At 79.7% G+C, this 1,106-nt stretch carries 1 pseudogene; it reads left to right on the forward strand.

Annotation, left to right across the window (positions count from 1 at the left end):
• Positions 1–166: 166 nt before the first annotated feature.
• A pseudogene (locus MCM47_RS44510) lies at positions 167–1,106 on the forward strand (TIGR00374 family protein); the annotation flags it as partial.

A 1,106-nucleotide genomic window follows, 5' to 3' on the forward strand; every position in this document is an offset into this window, starting at 1 on the left:
GCCCCGCCGAGCGGGCCTGACCCGCCGAGCAGGCCTGACCCACCGGCCCACCCCACAGGCCGGACCCACCCCACGGGCCGGTGGGCCCGGGCGCCCGGGCGCGCCCGACCGCCCGGACCAAGGGTTCTCCGCCGCGCCCGGGCCGGGCCATGGGAGCATGCCAACCGTGGCGATCGTGACGGGGAGAGTGGACAGCGACACGGGCGGTGCCCGGTCCGGCGGCATACCCGGGCCGAGCGGGCCCGGCGGGGACGCGCCGCCCGGGCCGGCCGCCACCGGCCGGGTCCGGCAGCCGGTGGCGCTGATCCGGCTGCTGGCCGGTGTCGCCGGGATCACCCTGACGCTGCTGCTCGCCGACTACGCGCGGGCCACCACCTCCGGCATCGCCAGCGACGTCGCCCAGGCCGCCGAACTGGTCCCGCGCACCCTGGCCGGACTCGCCGGGGGCCTGACCACCGCCGCCCTGCTGCTGGTCCCCGCCTACTCCGCGGCCCGCCGGCTGACCTCGGCCGCAGCCGACCGTCGGCGCACCCTCCAACACCTCTCCGACGGGCTGCTGGCCGCCGTCCTGGCCTACGGGGTCTCGCTCGCGCTCGACCTCTGGGTCGACGAGGCGGCGTCCCCGACCCTGGTCGCCGCGCTCACCCAACGGCTGCCCGGCGGCGGCCTGGCGCACACCGAACCGGTCTACGGCTACCTCGCCCCGGTGCTCGCCTTCCTGACCGCCTCCGGCGCCCGCGAGCGCCGGCTCCCCCGGCTCACCCTCGCGGCCTCCGCCCTCGCCGGCCTCGCCGCCGGGTACGCCACCCCCACCGCCCTCCTGCTCGGACTGCTGATCGGCTGGACCGCCGCCCACGGCACCAGCTACGCCGTCGGCACTCCCGACCCGCGGCCGAAGCCGGCGCAGCTCCTGCGCAGCCTGCGCGAGGCCGGCCTGCGCCCGGTCGCCGCCCGACCGGCCGGCCCGGACCGCTACCTGGTCACCCAGGAGCCCGGCCGCCCCGATCTCGACGTCCAGCTGCTCGACCGGCAGGCCGTCACCGCCGCCCTGGTCCAGCGCGCCTGGCGGCGGATGCGGCTGCGGACCGCCCCGCACCCCCGGGCGC

The sequence above is a fragment of the Kitasatospora sp. A2-31 genome, assembly GCF_022288725.1.
Taxonomy (GTDB): Bacteria; Actinomycetota; Actinomycetes; order Streptomycetales; family Streptomycetaceae; genus Kitasatospora.